Below are 14956 nucleotides of genomic sequence, written 5' to 3'. Positions count from 1 at the left end.
GCAACTGTGCGTATCTTGCGACCGCATACGCCCATGTGCCTGGCAAGTCGGCGGATCTTGAACCGCTGGCGTCAGCGATCGGCGAGTTCGGCGGAGGGGGAGCGCCGGGCCCCGGCGAGCACCACGACGGACACCAGCGCCGCCATCAGCACCGCGATCACCTGGACCGGCGCGGGGGTGAACGGGGCCAGCAGTACCAGGGCGACGGTGACCGGGAAGGCGTACACGACCAGCCCGCGGTGGTGCGGGCAGACCTGCAGCACCCACAGGCTGAGCAGGTAGACCGCGACCGGCACGGCGACCGCGTACGCCGCGACCACTCCGGACACGTGCGCCATGCGGGTGTCGTAGTCGGCGACGACGGCCAGCCCGGCACCGACCGCCGCCGCGGACGCCAGGATGAAGTAGTGGCCGTAGCCCCAGCTGAAGCTGGCCTTGAGCGAGGTGAGCAGGTCGTGCGCGGGGCGGTCGAAGTACAGCCACCACATGCTGAACACGATCACGAGCCCGGCCGCGGCGAGCCAGATCAGCGCCGCGTTGTGGCCGGTGCCGCTCGCCCCCTCGATGGCGACCGTCGCGGCCAGCACCGACTCGCCGAGCACGATCAGCGTGAACAGGCTGTAGCGCTCGGCGATGTGGTGTGGATGCCAGCGGGTCGGCGCGGGCCGTTCGGCCCACAGCGGCACCAGCATGTCGAGCACCGCCATCACCAGGAACGTGGCCAATCCCCAGCTCGGCGGCAGGAGCAACCGCAGCACCCAGCCGACCTGCACCACGGTGATGCCGGCGGCGTAGCGCAGGGCCGTCGCGCGCCGGGGCGGGTCCTGGCGGGCCACCCGCAGCCACTGGGTCACCATGGCCAGGCGCATCACCACGTAGCCGATGGTGATGATCAGGAAGTCGCCGAACTCGAAGGCACGGGGCACGCCGGCGGCGAGGATCAGTGCGCCGGCGATCTGCACCATGGTGGTCAGCCGGTAGGGCACGTCGTCGGTGTCGTACGCCGAGGCGAACCAGCTGAAGTTCATCCAGGCCCACCAGATCGCGAAGAACACCATCAGGAAGCCGAGCACGCCGTGCCCGATGTGGTTCTCGGCGATCGCATGGTGCAGCTCAGCGGCCGCCTGGGCCACGGCGACCACGAAACAGAGGTCGAAGAAGAGTTCCAGCGGGGTTGCGGCCCGGTGCGGCTCGTCCGGCGAGCGCGAGGTCATCGGTCGGTACAGCATCCTGCGCGTCGCGTCGGCCATGTTCGCAGGCTACCGCCGGTGGATCACGTGGCGCGGCCGGGACTCCGAAGCCCTCGGGGCCCGGCGTATGTGCGGCGCCGGGCCCCGGTCCACACCGGAGGGCTGATGTCCATCACATAGACATCAGAAGATGGAAGCGCTCCCATAATGCCTCAATCGCACCCGGCCGGTCAAGGGAGGGTTCGTGAAAAGTCCTATAAGCACTCGCAATTGAACTTAAGGTACGAAAGGGCTTCGACTGGAACGGAGAACGACATGAATCCCGCTCGTACCCTGGCGGTCATCGCCGCTGTCCTGGCCGGCGGCCTCGCGCTCGGCGGCTGTGCGACGACTCAGGCGCCGCCCGCCGCGCCGGTCGCGCCGGTCGTGAAGGCCAGCCCGACGGTCCAGTTCAACGACACCGACGTGACGTTCGCCCAGCAGTTGATCGCGCTGCGCCGGCAGGCGTTGTGGCTGGCCCAGCAGGGGGTGGAGCGGGCGCAGGCGGTCGGCGTCAAGCAGCTGGCCACGCAGATCGCAGCCGAGCAGGGTCCGCAGATCCAGCAGCTGACCACCTGGCTGACCCAGTGGGGCCTGCCGGTGCCGGCGATGCCGTCCGGCACCGCGCTGCCGCCGCTGCCGTCCATGGGTCCCGGCATGCCGTCGATGCCGCCCGCACAGGAGCTGAGCCAGCTGCAGAGCCTGAGCGGCGAGCAGTTCGACCAGAAGTTCCTGGAACTCATGATCCCCAACCACGAGGGCGCGATCGCGTCCGCCACGGCAGAGCTCGCCAACGGCGTCAACCCGTCGGCGAAGCAGCTCGCCGAGCAGGTCAAGACGAGCCAGAGCGCGGAGCTCGAGCAGCTGCGCCAGTTGCTGGGAGCGGCTCCGAGCCCCACCGAGTGAACCCGGACCGTGCCGGGGACGGCCGCCTCCGGCGGGCCGCCCCGGCACGGTCAGTTTCCGGTGACGGCGTGACCGACCGGCACGACCGGTGCGGCGCGTTCGGGGGTGCGCAGCCGGTCTACGCCGGGGACGGCGAACACGGCGTACGTCGACACGAGCAGCGCGACCGCGGCGACCGCCGCGAACACGGGCATGCCGACACCGAGCGCGAGCAGCGGCGCCACCGCGATCGCCACCGGTTGCAGCGCGAAGTTGCCCAGCGACTCCAGGGCGAACACCCGGCCCTGGACCTCGGCGGGGAACTCGTTCTGCAGCGCCGTGAACCACAGCACGAAGAAGACGCCGATTCCCGCCCACGCCACGACCTGCACCGCGCACCAGACGGCCAGCGGGACCGGCACCGCCAGGCAGACCGGCAGCAGGGCACACGGCAGCAGGACGTTCATCGCCCACAGCCCCGGCCGTGCGGTGCGCAGCCGGGCCGCCGCGGCCGACCCGACGATCATGCCGACCGAGGCGGAGGCGCTGAGCCAGCCGAAGGCGGCCGGCCCGAACCGCTCCAGGCTCACGATCGGCAGCAGCGCGAAGTTGGGGCCGAACAGGAAGAACACCTGCACGGTGCCCTGCACCATGATGACCAGGGCCCAGGGACGGCGGCGCACCTCGCGCACGCCCGCCGCGGCCTCGCCCAGCATGGCCCGCACGCCGCGGGCGGGCTCGCCGTCGTTGACCCGCGGCAGCCGCACCCACAGCAGTGTGCCCAGGCTGACCGCGAACGTGGCGAGGTCGATGAGCAGCGCGCCGCGCGGGCCGACGGAGGTGACCAGCGCAGCGCCGAGCAGCGCGCCACCCGCCGCCCCGAAGCGCTTGGTCGCGGAGTCGAGCGCGTTGGCCTTCTGCCGCAGCTCGTCGGGGACCAGTTGGGGCAGGGCGGCGCGGTGCGCCGGATCGTAGAGCGCGGAGCCGATGCCCAGCAGGCACGCCGCGACCAGCGGGAGCCACAGCGGGCCGCGTGCGCCGAAGGCGAGCAGCCCGGCCACGCCGGCCACCCGCACCACGTCGGACACCGCCATCACCGCGGTGCGCGAGTACCGGTCGGCGACGACCCCACCGGCCAGCAGGAGCAGTACGCCCGCCACCGCCTCCGCGGCCAGGATCAGCGCGAACGCCTGCGGGCCGCGGGCGGGCAGGATGAGCGCCGGCAGCGCCACGAACGACAGCGCGGTGCCCACGACACTGGTCACCTGGCCGAGCCAGAACGCCAGGTACCGGTGGTCGCGCAGCAGCTGGGCCATGGTCGTCACCGGCGTATGGTGGCGAACCGGCCGCCCCCGATCAAGCGAGTTTCGGCTGTCCGGGGCGGGTCAGCACGGTCACGGTGACGACCGACAGGGCGGCGAAGCCGAACATGGCCGCGGCCATCGGCACGCCGCTGGACGCGCCGAGCGCGGCCACGATCGGCCCGGCGATCGCGCCGATCACCGACTGCACCGCGCCCATCAGCGCGGCGGCGGTGCCCGCCATCTGCGCGTGGCCGTCCAGCGCCAGCGCGGTGCTGTTCGGGGCGACCATGCCCAGGCTGGCGATGTAGACGAACAGCATGGCGACCACGATGGTCAGGCTGTGCAGCCCCGCTCCGCCGATCATGAGGACCCCGGCGGCGACCGCGCCCGCCAGCGCCGCGAACAGCAGCGTCCGCGGGGTGCGCCGGCCGACCAGGCGGGCGTTGAGCTGCCCGACGGCGACCAGGCCGAGCGCGTTCAACCCGAAGATCAGCCCGTACGTCTGCGCGGAGACGCCGTACACCTCCTGCAGCACGAACGAGCCGCTGGACAGGTAGGCGAACAGCCCGGCGAAGGTCAGCCCCTGCGCGGCGGTGTACCCCCAGAACCGGCGGTCGGCGGCCAGCACCTTGAAGCCGCGGCCGACCTCGGCCAGCCCGCCGGTCCGGCGGCGCTCGACGGGCAGCGTCTCGGGCAGGTAGCGCCACCCGACCGCCACCATGACCAGGCCGTACAGGGCGAGCAACGCGAACACGCCGCGCCAGCTGGTGAACTCCAGCACCGCCGCGCCGATGGTGGGCGCGACGACCGGCGCGACGCCGAACACCAGGGTGAGCCGGGAGAAGAAACGCGAGGCCTCGGCGCCGGAGTACAGGTCGCGTACCACGGCGCGGGAGATCGCGATGCCGATGCCGCCCGCGAAGCCCTGCACCAGCCGCAGCGCAGTCATGGTCTCGATGTTCGGCGCGACGGTGATCAGCGCGGAGGAGACGAAGAACAGCGCGGTGCCCCCGACGATGGGCCGGCGCCGGCCCCAGCGGTCCGACAGCGGGCCCATGACGAACTGGCCCAGCGCGATGCCGATCAGCGCCACGGTGAGGGTGAGCTGCACGGCGGCGGGGGAGACGCGCAGGTCGGCGGCGATGGTGGGGAAGGCGGGCAGGTACATGTCGAACGACAGCGCGCCGAAGGCGGACATGCTGCCGAGGACCAGGATCAGGGTGCGTCGCTGGGCTGGCGCGGGAGTCACGGTCCTTACCCAACCATTCCGCGACACCGCGCCGGGAGCTTTGTGACCGCGGTCATGACCCGGCCGTCGCGGTCCGGCCCATGCGGACATCGACGGCTGTGGAGCCGGCCTGCTCCCCGTTCACCAGCCCCGCCTCGTCCTCGAGGTAACGAGGCCGTGCCGCGGCCAGCCCGGCGAAGGCCTGCACCACTGCCGCGGCGACCAGGAAACCGAGCGGCAGCTGCCAGCCGCCGGTCAGCTCGTGCAGCACGCCGACCAGCAGCGGGCCGAGCGCGGCGATCAGGTAGCCGGTGCTCTGCGCGAACGCCGACAGTGCCACCACGCCCTCGCCGGTGCGCGCCCGCATCCCGATCATCGCCAGGGCCAGCGGGAACGCTGCCTGTCCGAGCGCCAGCAGGGCCACCCAGGCCACCGCGCCGGCGTGCGGGGCCAGCGCCAGGCCGAGGTAGGAGGCGATCATGGCGGCGGACATCAGCAGCACCAGCGGCCGCAGGTCCCGCAGCTTTCCGGCCAGCGTCGGCATGAGCAGCGCGAACGGCACCCCGACCGCGGTCACGCCGGCCAGCAGCAGCCCGGCGTCGGTGGGCGTGAACGCCGCGTCGCGGAACATCTTCGCCAGCCAGCCCATGGTGGCGTACCCGCTGAGTGACTGCGCGCCGAAGTAGATCGCCATCGCCCAGCCCAGCCGGGTGCGGGCGGGCCGCACCCGCACCGCCGCGCGGCGCGTGCCGCCGCCCGCCGATCTGGGCGTGCGCCGCAGCGCCGGGCCGAGCCAGGGCAGGATCGCCACGGCGGCCAGCAGCGCCCACACGCCGAGCCCGGCGCGCCAGTCGCCGACGGCGTGCGCGATCGGCACCGAGGCCGCCGACGCGGTGGTGGTGCCGAGGATCAGGGTCATCGAGTAGACGCCGGTCATCAGCCCGGCCCGGTGCGGGAAGTGCTCCTTGACCAGCACGGGCAGCAGCACGTTCGCGATGGCGATGCCGGCCAGCGCGATCGCGCTGGTGAGCACGAAGGTCCACGGCGAGTCGCTGACCGCCCGCAGCAGCTGGCCGACGGCCAGCAGCCCCATCGCGCCGACCAGGATGCGGGCCGGGGACAGCCGCCGGGCCAGCCATGGCGTGAACGCGCCGAAGGCCGCGAAGGCGAGCGCGGGCAGCGTGGTGATGACACCGGCGACGGTTCCGGACAGGTGCAGGCCGGTGGTCACCTCGTCGAGCAGTGCGCCGAGGCTGGTGATGGCGGCGCGCAGGTTGAGCGCGACGAGCAGGATGCCCACCAGGATCAGCACCACGGAGCGGGGTGCCGGTGCGGCCGGTGTCGGTGGCGTCACGCGGGGTGCGATCATCGGCGACACGATGGGTGGCGCGGCGGCGGCGACTGGCGGTGGCATACCTCCGATCGTAGAATCATGGGACGAATTTAGGACCGGAGTTGTAAGCAATGACACTGCGCACACCGTCACGCCAGACCCTGGTGCCCCAGGTGATCGAGCAGCTGCGCACGCAGATCGCCACCGGTGAGTGGCCGGTCGGCAGCCGCATCCCCACCGAACCCGACCTGGTCGCCGCGCTGGGCGTGGGCCGCAACACGGTCCGCGAGGCAGTGCGCGCCCTGGTGCACGCCGGTGTGCTGGAGTGCCGGCAGGGCTCCGGCACCTACGTCACCGCCACCCACGAGCTCACCGGGGTGGTCGCCCGGCGGCTGGCCGCCGCCGAGGTCGCCGAGGCCGTCGAGGTGCGACGCGCCTTCGAGGTGGAGGCGGCCCGGCTCGCCGCGGTCCGGCGTACGCCCGCCGACCTGGAGAAGATGGACGCGCTGCTGGCCCGGCGTGAGGAGCTGTGGCGTGCGGGCGACGCGGCGGCGTTCGTGGCCACCGACGCCGACCTGCACGTCGCGATCGTCGCGGCCGCGCACAACGCGATGCTCGCCGAGCTCTACGCCTCCTTCGGCGGCGCACTGCGGGCCAGCCTCAGCCAGCAGATCGGCGAGACCCTGACCGCCGACAAATACGTCGCCCACGACGACCTCGTCGAGGCCATCCGCGCCGCAGATCCCGACCGCGCCGCCCGCGCCGCCGGTGCCTTCCTGGAGACGGCATAGCTTGTCCGTATACGTATATGAGCTTTGACCTGCCGGGCGGCGTATCCGTGGGTGCCCGTGCCGGATGACTCATGGGACATCGTCGGGACACTCCGCCGCGAGCCGGCCAGGCACAGCGCGCACCAGGGACTGTCCGTGGCGGACTACCTGGTGGCGGCCACCGCGATCCGGCTCGAGCTGACCGTTCTGCACGAGAACGCCGACTACGAGACGGCGGCCCGGCTGGTGCCGCAGCTGAGGCAGCAGCGGATCTCCGCACCGCTCGACATCGCTCAGCCGTCACAGCCCGGCTATGGAGGCGAGGGTGGCGGCTTCGGCCATGGCCCGGTGGCTGGGCGGGTTGCCGCGGGAGACCCACCACAGCGAGTCCTCCACCCGCCGGGCTGCCGCCCACGCCGCCAGCCGCGCCGGATCCTCGCCGGTGACCGCGCCGAACAGCGCGAACCGCCGCCGCAGCACGGCGGCAGGATCTGGATGCCGGAACGGGTCGTCGATCTGCTCGATCAGTTTCCACGGGTCGTAGCCGGGATCGCCGACCATCGGCTTCGGGTCGATGACCAGCCACGGCTCGCGCCGCGCGGCCAGAATGTTGCCGGGATTGATGTCGCCGTGCACCAGCACCCGCCGCGTCGCCGAGGTGGGCAGCTCGCGCAGCAGCCGCGCGCCGTGCGCCACCAGGCCGGGGTCGAACCCGGGGCGCAGTCGGGCCATCCGCTGCTCGATCAGGCCCGCCCATCGTGCGGTCACATGGCTCAGCAGGTCGAACCCGCCCGGGTCGGCGATGGGTGCCGACCACAGCCGGTCCAGCAGCCCGGCCGCGATGAGCAGCCGCTCCTCGGCGGGCAGCGAGCCGCTGTGACCGAGCGTCGTTCCGGGATCCGCCCGCTCCAGCAGCAACGCGTGCCGCTCGCCGTCGTGGGCGTACAGGGTGACCGCGCCGTGCCCGTGCCACACCCGCAGCGCGGCGGCCTCGCCCATCATCTCCGGATGCGGCCAGCTGATCTTCAGCATGGCGGGCCGGCCGTCGGGCAGCTCCGCGGGCGCGACCCACGAGCAGCTGCCCCCGGTCCACGGCGCGCCAAGCCGCAGTACCCAGCCGTCACGCAGTTCGGTGATGAGCCCGGGCAGCGAGTCCAGCCAGACCCGGCCCTCGGCCAGGTCGCCGATCGACGCGACGACACCCAGGGTCGGGGGCACCAGCACCTCGGGCTCCGTCACGCGGCGAGACTACCGCCGCTGTCCACCATCGCGACGTGGACTTTCGGACACGATTGCAGCTGGCGGCGGCCGCCGGGATCACCGACCGGGCCGCCCGGGACGGCACGGATCCGGCCGACATCGCCCTGCTGAACGCCGTGCGAGCCAGCCGAAACCCGATTGCCGGGACCGGCAGGACGACGCAGGATCACGAGCATGTTGACTGAAGTCACGCGGTACTACCAGCGTGGCGGCGAGACCAGCCGCCTCGGCGCGGGAACCGGGCGCTGGGAGTTCCTGCGCACCTGGGACCTGCTCGGCAGGCTGCTGCCGCCCGGTCCGTTGTCCATCCTCGACGTCGGTGGCGCGACCGGGGTGTACGCAGGCCCGCTGGCTGCCGCCGGGCACGCCGTCCATGTCGTCGATCCGATGCCCGAGCACGTGGCGGCGGCGTCCGCGCTGCCCGGGGTCACCGCGGCGGTCGGCGATGCCCGCGGGCTCGATGAGGCTGCCGGGAGCCGGGACGTGGTGCTGCTGTTCGGTCCGCTGTACCACCTGGTCGACCGCGCCGACCGGCTCGCGGCCTGGCGCGAGGCCGGCCGTGTGGTGCGTCCCGGTGGGCTGGTGCTCGCCGCGACGATCAGCCGGTACGCTTCGCTGCTCGACGGATTCGCCAAGGGTTTCGTCGATGATCCGGTGTTCGCGCGGATGGTGGACGGTGCGCTCGCGACGGGCGTGCACCGCAACCCCGGCGAGGTGCCGAACTGGTTCACCACCGCGTACTTCCACCGGCCCGACGAGCTGCCGGCCGAGGTGGCGGAGGCGGGTCTGGAGCTGGAGCGGATCGCCGCGATCGAGGGTCCGCTGTGGACCGTGCCGCACCTGCCGGAGATCCTCGCCGACGAGCAGCGGACCGCGCGGGCGATGGCGATGATGCGCGAACTCGAGGGTGTGCCCCACCTGTGGGGTGCCAGCTCGCACCTGCTCACCGTGGCACGGCGCGCTGCATGACCGGCCCCGTGGCCGGGCCGCCGTCGAGCGGACCGGCCACGGGGCGGATGGTCAGGCTTGGAGCGTGGCGTCGAGGGTGATCTCGGCGCCGGGCGACAGCAGGCGGGAGATCGGGCAGCCGGCCTTGGCGGCCTCGGCCAGCTTCTGGAACTGCGCCTCGTCGATGCCGGGCACGTCGCCGGTGGTCACCAGGTCGATCCGGGTCACCGTCATGCCGGCGTCGGTCTTGTCCAGGTGGACGTTGGCGTTGGTCACCACGGCGTTGGGCGGGAAGCCCGCGTCCGACAGCTGCTTGGAGAACGCCATGGAGAAGCAGCCGGAGTGCGCGGCGGCGATGAGCTCCTCGGGATTGGTGCCCTCACCCTCCTCGAAACGGGACTTGAACGAATAGTTGCCCTGCAGGCCACCCTTGCCGGTCGCGATGGTGCCGGACCCCTCGGTGAGCGTTCCCTGCCAGCGGGCTGTTGCGGTGCGAATAGGCATGGGCCCGACGCTAGCTCACGCGGGCCTGCCGTGCCCGCGAATGTCCCCCAATATGAGAGTCACGAGCTCGGGCGTGTCGCGGCCGGCCGTGTCGACCAGCAGCCGGGGCTCGCGCCACGGCGTGAACTCGCGCGTGCGCACGTCGTCCCAGCTGGGCTGGAAGGCCTGATCGTGTTCGGGCGTACGCTGCCGCACCCGGCGGCGGTGCTCGGCCGGATCGGTGCAGATCACCTCGATGGCGTGCATCACGGTGCCGTGCCGTGCGGCGAGGTCCCGCCAGCCGGCGCGGGCCTGCTCGACCGCGTTCACCGCGTCGACGACCACGGCCGCGCCCAGCGCCAGGTGGGCGTCGGCGATCGCGTCCGCCACCACGTAGGCGGCCAGGCCGGTGGGCTGCACCGGGTCGACACCGGCCCGCCACAGGGCCGACTCGATGGCGTCCACCCGCAGCCAGGTCGCGCCCAGCGCGGCGGCAACGGGACGGCTCAGTGTGGTCTTGCCGGCGCCGGGCAGCCCGGAGAAGACGATCAGCACCGGACCAGTGTCGCCTGTCCGGTTCGATCGGGCGGACCTACGGGGCCGCGCGCCGCTCGCGGCGGGCCGGCTGTGGTCGGCGGGGAACCTCTGCGGTGCGGCGGAACCGCGGCACCGGAATCGCCGGGAAAACCTGACGGAACCTGTCAGGTTTCGCCGCGACGATGGACCCATGCAGCAGAACCTTCACGGAAAGATCGCCCTGGTGGCCGGGGCGACCCGCGGGTGCGGGCGGGCGATCGCGGTCGAGCTCGGCCGGGCGGGCGCCACCGTCTACGTCACCGGTCGCAGCACCCGCGCCCAGCGGTCCGAGATGGACCGGCCGGAGACCATCGAGGACACCGCAGACCTGGTCACCGCCGCCGGCGGCGAGGGCATCGCGGTGCGTGTCGACCATCTCGTGCCCGACGAGGTCAGGGACCTGGTGTCGCGGATCGACGCCGCACACGGGCGGCTCGACATCCTGGTCAACGACGTATGGGGCGGCGACGACTACGCCGAGTGGGGCAAGCCGCTGTGGGAGCAGTCGCTCGACGGCGGCCTGCGCATGCTCGGGCTCGGCCTGCACACCCACATCATCACCAGCCACGCCGCGCTGCCGCTGCTGATCCGCCGGCCGGGCGGGCTGGTCGTCGAGGTCACCGACGGCACCGACGAGTTCAACCGGAAGTACCGCGACTCGTTCTTCTACGACCTGACCAAGACGTCGGTGTCACGCATCGCGCTGGCCCAGTCCGCCGAACTCAAGCCGCACGGCGGGACCGCGGTCGTGGTGACGCCAGGGTTCCTGCGCTCGGAGGCGATGCTGGACCACTTCGGCGTCACCGAGCAGAACTGGGCCGACGGCGCGGCGAAGGCGCCGCACTTCATCCTGTCCGAGACCCCGACGTACCTGGGCCGGGGTGTGGCCGCGCTGGCCGCCGACCCCGACCGCGGCCGGTGGACGGGCGGCTCGCTGTCGAGCGCGTCGCTCGCGCACGAGTACGGCCTCACCGACGTGGACGGTTCGGTCCCTGACATCTGGCGCTACTTCGCCGAGCACGGCTCCGCCGAGGACGGGCAGATCGACCCGGCCGGCTACCGCTGACGGCCGCGGCGCAGCCGGTCAGGCGTTGCGGGCGGCGATCGCGGCACCGAGCGCGGCCAGCTCGATCCGCAGCTCCACCGGGGCGAGGATCTCGATGTCCGCGCCCAGCGGCAGCAGCTGGGTCAGCGCGACCCGGGGCGATTCGACGGCCAGCTCCACCTCACACCAGCCCTGCTCGTCGGGCGGGCCGGTGTGCAGGACCGCCTCGTCGCGGGCGGCAGGGTCGGTGACGGACGGCAGGCGGCGCAGGCCGTGCGGGCTCACCCGCAGCCGGACCCGGTCACGGATCAGGGTGCGGTCGAACGAGGCCGCCGAGGCCCGCCACCACTGCGCGAGCTGGAACTGCGCCGGCCGTTCGAACGTATCGCCGCCCGGCTCGACGGCGGTGATCCGGCCCAGCCGGTAGGTGCGCACCGCGTCCGCGTCGGGCACCCGGGCCACGAGATACCAGACCCCGGCTTTGAGGACCAGGCCGTACGGCTCCAGCACGCGGCGCACCGAGCCGTCGGCACGCCGGTAGCGCACGGTGACGCGGCGCTGCTCCCATACCGCCTCGGCGACGCTCATCAAATGCGGGAGCTCCTCGCCACGGTGGAACCAGCCGGGCGCGTCCAGGTGGAAGCGCTGGGCGATGGTGCGGGCCCGGTCACGCAGCGGTTCGGGCAGCGTGGCGAGCACCTTGGCCTGCGCGGCCAGCAGCACCGAGCCGAGCCCCAGCTCGGCCAGCGCCGCCGGGGCCGCCCCGGCGAACAGTGCGGCGGCCTCGGCGCCGGTGAGCCCGTCCAGCCGGGTGCGCCAGCCTTCCAGCAGCCGGATGCCGCCGCCGCGACCGGGCTCGGTCCACAGCGGCACTCCGGCGGCCTGCAGCGCGGCGACGTCGCGATACACGGTGCGCACCGAGACCTCGAACAGCTGCGCCAGCTCCGCGGCCCGCGCCGAACGCCGCTGCTGCAAGGTGAGCAGCAGCGAAACCAGCCGCGAGGCCTTCACCGGCGCAGGCCCGGTGTGGGCTCGTGCGCCCGCGCCAGGCCCGCCGGGTCGCTCGCGGTCCGCCCGGGTGCCTTTGCCCGACTTGAGGTGCCGGTCACAGGCCGCCCACGAATGCGTGCACGCAGCGGGTGACGCGGACCAGGTTCTCCGCGCTGCGGACCGGGTCGTCGGGGTTCTCCAGCGAGTGGTCCGCGCCGGGCAGCTCCAGGCACGGCAGGCCGAGGTCGTCGGCCAGCCGGGGGTCCCAGGAGAAGTCCCCGCCGCCGCCGAGCAGCTGGGTCGGGGCTTCGGTCGCGCCGAGCGCGTCGACCACCGAGGAGTGGAACATGAGCGGCGTGAACCAGATCGCGGGCAGGCGGCGTTCGGCGGCGACCGGCGCGGCCAGGGTGCCCAGCGACTTGCCGACCAGCATGATCCGTTTCGCGGACTCGGCCTCGATGGCGGCGACGGCCTGCGCGACGACCCAGTCGGCGCGCTCGTCCAGGTCCGGGGTGGCGGGAGGTTTCCACCACAGCTCCTGCACCGACCAGCCGTGGTGGGCGAGCACGATGCGGGCCAGGTGCAGCAGCGGTCTGGCGGGCGTGTAGCCGCCGCCCGGCAGGATGATCGCGACCCGGTCGGGGTCGCCGTGATGCCGTTCGGTCGTCCGCGGCCAGGGATTCGGGGTCGCCGGGCGGGTCATGGGCCGATCCTAGATCGGTTCACGTTCATCTGACGGCCCGCCGGACGGACGCGCCCGGCGGATAGGTCGGCGGCGGCCTACACCGGTCGTCCGGGTTCCGGGTCCCGATTTCGCGCCGAGGTCGCCGCCGACCGTGCCGCGTTGTCGGGCTGATCGTCCGGGGGTGCGCGTATCGACGACCTTCTTATGATCGTGGTCGATGTGAGCGACTGTCTCATCTGGACTGCTGGAGGAAACGTGCGCAAGTGGTATGCGGCGGCAATGGCGGCGCTGGGCCTGGCTGTGCTGCTGGCGGTGCCCGGCGCGGCGGGCGCGGGCAAGGGCGACACGGCGCGCGGCTGCGAGCGGCACTTCGACGCCGCGGTGGCGGACTTCGACGCGGTGTTCCTGGCCAAGGACCTGCCCGCGGTCATGTCGTACTACCACCACGAGGCGGTGCAGATCGGCTCCAACGGGGCGTACCGCAAGGACAAGGCCGCCATCCAGGCCAACTTCACCGGGCTGTTCACCTATGCCTTCACGGCGACGTTCCCCGAGGTGAAGAAGGTCGTCGACGGCTGCCGCGGCGCGACGCTGGTGGTCGACTTCACGCTGGCCATCCCCTCGCTGGGCTACAAGCAGCACTTCTACAACGCGCTCACCTTCGTCCGCGAACGCGGCCAGTGGAAGATCATCCTGGATGTCAGCTCGCCGCTGCCGGTGGTCTGAGCGACGCACCCTGCCCCTGCCGCCGACCGTTCGCCGGTCGGCGGTGGCGGGTCAGGTTGGTGACGTAACCCTCCCGGGGCTGGCGCCCGAGGGTCTCCACGCGGCATGGTGGCGGTCCGCGGTCGGGTGACGAGGGGGTGCGGGCGGCGATGCCGGTCGGAGAGCACGTGGTGGCACGGGCGCGCGAGCACATCGCGGCCGGGACGCTGTCGGCCGCGCACGATCTGCTGTCCGCCGCGCTGGGCACGGTGCCCGCCGACCCGGCACAGGCCGCGCCGGTCGTCGCCGAGGCGGTGGTGCTGCAGACCGGCGTGCTGCTCGGGCTGGGCGAGCCGTACGCCGCCCGGGGCTGGGCCGCCTACGGCTTCGCGGCGTCGCGGGCGCTGTACGGCGAGCGCGACCGGCGGACCCTGCACGCGCTCGGGCTGCTGGCCGCGGTGCTGGCCAGGGTGGGCGTGCACGCCCGCGCGGTGCAGCGCTACCTCGACCTGATCGCGGCGTACTCCGAGCTCGACGGCCCGGACTCGGACCGGGTGCTGGCCGCGCGCGGCGACCTGGCCACCGTGGAGCACGCGCAGGGCCACTGCGTGACGGCGCGGCTGCGCCTGGCCACGGTCATCGACGAGCACCGGCGGTCGCACGGTGCGGCGCATCCGGTCGGCATCCGTATGCAGCTGCGCCTGGCCGCCATGTGGCGCGACTGCGGCGGCTTCAACGATGCGCACGAACTGCTGGCCGAGGCCCGCGAGGACGCCGCGGGGCTGGAACCCGCCGACCCGGTGCACGCGATGATCACCGCTGCCGGCCGGGCCGTCGCCGATCCGCGGCACCGGTGCGGCGTCGGCCTGATCCCGGACGCCCCGATCTCCCCGGTCGAGCTCGCCGGGCGGGCCGGGCACCAGCCACCGGCGAGGCTTCCCGACCCGTCGCCGGACCCCGTGCCGCGGCAGCGGCCCGAACCGGCTCCGGAGGACTCCTGGGCGCAGCGGTTGCGGGACGTGGAGCCGGAAACCGCGGCGTGGGCGGGCGATGCTGCGCCGACGCCCGGCGAGCCCGGCGCGACCGCCTCGTGGGCGCCGCCGGAGCAGGAGGAGCAGGCCCCGGCGGTGTGGGACCATCTGACCCCGGCCGGGTACGAGCCGCCGTCGGTGCTCGCCGCGCCGACGTTCAGCACGACCGTGTACCTGCCGCCGTACCTCGACGGCCCGACCGGGGAGCCCGCCGAACCGGCGCGTACCGGACGGCATGCCGCGGCACCGGTGGCGCGGCGGTTGCCGCAGCACACGTTGGTACTGGTGGCTGCATGTGTCGGCATCGTCGCGGTGGCGCTGCTGTTCGTGCTGTTGGTCAGCTCGGTTTCGCCGTAGCCGCCGCGCCCTCTAATATCGACGGTGGGCTCTGACGGCCCCCGGGAGCCGGGCCGCACCCCGATCTCGTCGACTGCGCCGTGCCGCATCGACGTTCTGTCTCGTACCAGCGTGGGGTCTCCGCGTG

The 14956-nt window shown here is 73.1% G+C and carries 16 protein-coding genes; 6 read left to right on the top strand and 10 right to left on the bottom strand.

Translation table 11 applies throughout. The features are described from left to right. Positions 1-71 precede the first annotated feature (71 nt). Positions 72-1250, bottom strand: a complete 1179-nt coding sequence (locus FLL47_RS37565) for a low temperature requirement protein A (protein ID WP_144127430.1) — start codon at positions 1248-1250, stop codon at positions 72-74. 255 nt (positions 1251-1505) lie between these two features. Between FLL47_RS37565 and FLL47_RS37560 the strand changes: the two genes are divergently transcribed. After that, positions 1506-2135 carry a DUF305 domain-containing protein gene (locus tag FLL47_RS37560; protein WP_186316146.1) on the top strand — a complete coding sequence of 210 codons (630 nt, stop codon included), beginning with the start codon at positions 1506-1508 and terminating at the stop codon, positions 2133-2135. Between the two features lie 50 nt (positions 2136-2185). On the opposite strand, the gene FLL47_RS37555 is transcribed toward FLL47_RS37560, so the two are convergent. The 3 genes from FLL47_RS37555 to FLL47_RS37545 are packed head-to-tail and all read right to left on the bottom strand — an operon-like array spanning position 2186 to position 6015. After that, complete coding sequence (locus FLL47_RS37555) at positions 2186-3430, bottom strand: MFS transporter (RefSeq protein ID WP_246159202.1); 1245 nt, start codon at positions 3428-3430, stop codon at positions 2186-2188. 40 nt (positions 3431-3470) lie between these two features. Continuing rightward, positions 3471-4667, bottom strand: coding sequence for a multidrug effflux MFS transporter (locus FLL47_RS37550; protein ID WP_186316145.1), 1197 nt, complete (start codon positions 4665-4667; stop codon positions 3471-3473). Positions 4668-4719: 52 nt separating this feature from the next. After that, positions 4720-6015 (bottom strand): CynX/NimT family MFS transporter, encoded by a 1296-nt coding sequence (locus tag FLL47_RS37545; RefSeq protein ID WP_144127523.1) that lies wholly within the window; start codon positions 6013-6015, stop codon positions 4720-4722. 95 nt (positions 6016-6110) lie between these two features. On the opposite strand from FLL47_RS37545, the gene FLL47_RS37540 reads away from it, so the two are divergent. Continuing rightward, on the top strand, positions 6111-6770 hold the full coding sequence (locus FLL47_RS37540) for a FadR/GntR family transcriptional regulator (protein WP_144127426.1): 660 nt from the start codon (positions 6111-6113) through the stop codon (positions 6768-6770). Positions 6771-7049: 279 nt separating this feature from the next. On the opposite strand, the gene FLL47_RS37535 is transcribed toward FLL47_RS37540, so the two are convergent. Then, positions 7050-7988, bottom strand: a complete 939-nt coding sequence (locus FLL47_RS37535) for an aminoglycoside phosphotransferase family protein (protein ID WP_222106383.1) — start codon at positions 7986-7988, stop codon at positions 7050-7052. After that, positions 7985-8185, bottom strand: coding sequence for a hypothetical protein (locus FLL47_RS37530; protein ID WP_144127425.1), 201 nt, complete (start codon positions 8183-8185; stop codon positions 7985-7987). The genes FLL47_RS37535 and FLL47_RS37530 overlap by 4 nt, the downstream gene beginning before the upstream one ends. On the opposite strand from FLL47_RS37530, the gene FLL47_RS37525 reads away from it, so the two are divergent. Further along, positions 8184-8978 carry a class I SAM-dependent methyltransferase gene (locus tag FLL47_RS37525; protein ID WP_144127424.1) on the top strand — a complete coding sequence of 265 codons (795 nt, stop codon included), beginning with the start codon at positions 8184-8186 and terminating at the stop codon, positions 8976-8978. The two genes, FLL47_RS37530 and FLL47_RS37525, sit on opposite strands and share 2 nt — an antisense overlap. Before the next feature lie 51 nt (positions 8979-9029). Here FLL47_RS37525 and FLL47_RS37520 read toward each other — a convergent pair whose 3' ends face one another. Both FLL47_RS37520 and FLL47_RS37515 read right to left on the bottom strand, forming a co-directional pair. Then, the gene (locus FLL47_RS37520) at positions 9030-9461 is read right to left on the bottom strand and encodes an OsmC family protein (protein WP_144127423.1); all 432 of its coding nucleotides are present in this window, start codon (positions 9459-9461) and stop codon (positions 9030-9032) included. 15 nt (positions 9462-9476) lie between these two features. Next, complete coding sequence (locus FLL47_RS37515) at positions 9477-9995, bottom strand: P-loop nucleotide/nucleoside kinase family protein (protein WP_144127422.1); 519 nt, start codon at positions 9993-9995, stop codon at positions 9477-9479. Positions 9996-10167: 172 nt separating this feature from the next. Between FLL47_RS37515 and FLL47_RS37510 the strand changes: the two genes are divergently transcribed. Further along, positions 10168-11082: an SDR family oxidoreductase gene (locus FLL47_RS37510; RefSeq protein ID WP_144127421.1), complete on the top strand. Its 915-nt coding sequence runs from the start codon at positions 10168-10170 to the stop codon at positions 11080-11082. A gap of 18 nt (positions 11083-11100) precedes the next feature. Here the strand turns inward: FLL47_RS37510 and FLL47_RS37505 are convergent, their stop codons facing one another. Further along, positions 11101-12072: a helix-turn-helix transcriptional regulator gene (locus FLL47_RS37505; protein WP_144127420.1), complete on the bottom strand. Its 972-nt coding sequence runs from the start codon at positions 12070-12072 to the stop codon at positions 11101-11103. Positions 12073-12166: 94 nt separating this feature from the next. Beyond that, positions 12167-12754: an alpha/beta fold hydrolase gene (locus FLL47_RS37500; protein WP_144127419.1), complete on the bottom strand. Its 588-nt coding sequence runs from the start codon at positions 12752-12754 to the stop codon at positions 12167-12169. 237 nt (positions 12755-12991) lie between these two features. Here FLL47_RS37500 and FLL47_RS37495 point away from each other — a divergent pair, with 237 nt between their 5' ends. Further along, the gene (locus FLL47_RS37495) at positions 12992-13462 is read left to right on the top strand and encodes a YybH family protein (RefSeq protein WP_186316144.1); all 471 of its coding nucleotides are present in this window, start codon (positions 12992-12994) and stop codon (positions 13460-13462) included. Between the two features lie 149 nt (positions 13463-13611). Continuing rightward, on the top strand, positions 13612-14829 hold the full coding sequence (locus tag FLL47_RS37490; RefSeq protein WP_144127417.1) for a hypothetical protein: 1218 nt from the start codon (positions 13612-13614) through the stop codon (positions 14827-14829). Positions 14830-14956 lie beyond the last annotated feature (127 nt).

Source organism: Catellatospora sichuanensis, assembly GCF_007483665.1.
GTDB classification, from domain to species: Bacteria; Actinomycetota; Actinomycetes; order Mycobacteriales; family Micromonosporaceae; genus Catellatospora; species Catellatospora sichuanensis.
This window is presented reverse-complemented; position numbering and strand designations above follow the sequence as displayed.